Origin of the sequence: Gluconobacter aidae, assembly GCF_009547075.1 — a bacterium.
GTDB classification, from domain to species: Bacteria; Pseudomonadota; Alphaproteobacteria; order Acetobacterales; family Acetobacteraceae; genus Gluconobacter; species Gluconobacter aidae.
The window spans coordinates 1-547 of sequence record NZ_WIPH01000108.1 but is presented as its reverse complement, the minus strand read 5'-3'; the positions used below and the strand labels follow the sequence as shown (position 1 = coordinate 547).

At 59.8% G+C, this 547-nt stretch carries 1 protein-coding gene; it reads right to left on the bottom strand.

The genetic code is table 11. The features are described from left to right. Positions 1-15: 15 nt before the first annotated feature. On the bottom strand, positions 16-547 hold a 532-nt coding region (locus GFJ39_RS13930), incomplete at its 5' end, for a transposase (RefSeq protein WP_153432056.1).

The window sequence follows — 547 nt, the reverse complement described above, 5'->3', positions numbered from 1 at the left end:
ATGCCCTTCTGTTTGTCAAGCGGCGAAACACGATGCATTGACCTCGCGATGGCGGCGTATGATGACGCCATAGACCTCGCGGGCGATGTAGCGTTTCAGGATGCGGATGACTTCGAGTTTGGAGTGACCTTCCGCGACACGCCTGGCGACATAAGCACGTGTCTTTTCGTCCGTTCGCAGGCGGCCGATGGCGATGAGATGCAGGGCGCTGTTGGCTGCCCGGTCACCGCCTCGGTTCAGTCGATGGCGAATCGTTTTCCCCGACGAGGCGGGTACAGGGGTGACACCGCAAAGGGCAGCGAAGCTTGCTTCGGATTTCAACCTGTCGGGATTGTCGCCAGCCGTCAGGAGAAGCTGGGCGGCTCCGTTGTGACCAATGGAATTGCGGGCGACAAGTTCCGGCGCCAGTTCTTCGACAATCGCCTTGATCATCAGGTCCAACTCGGCGATCTCGTCGTGCAGTTCAAGGTAGCGGCGTGCGAGGGATTTGAGGCTGATCCGATAAGCGGCTTCGAGATTGCGGTAAGCGGTGAGGTCAGGCCGGGAC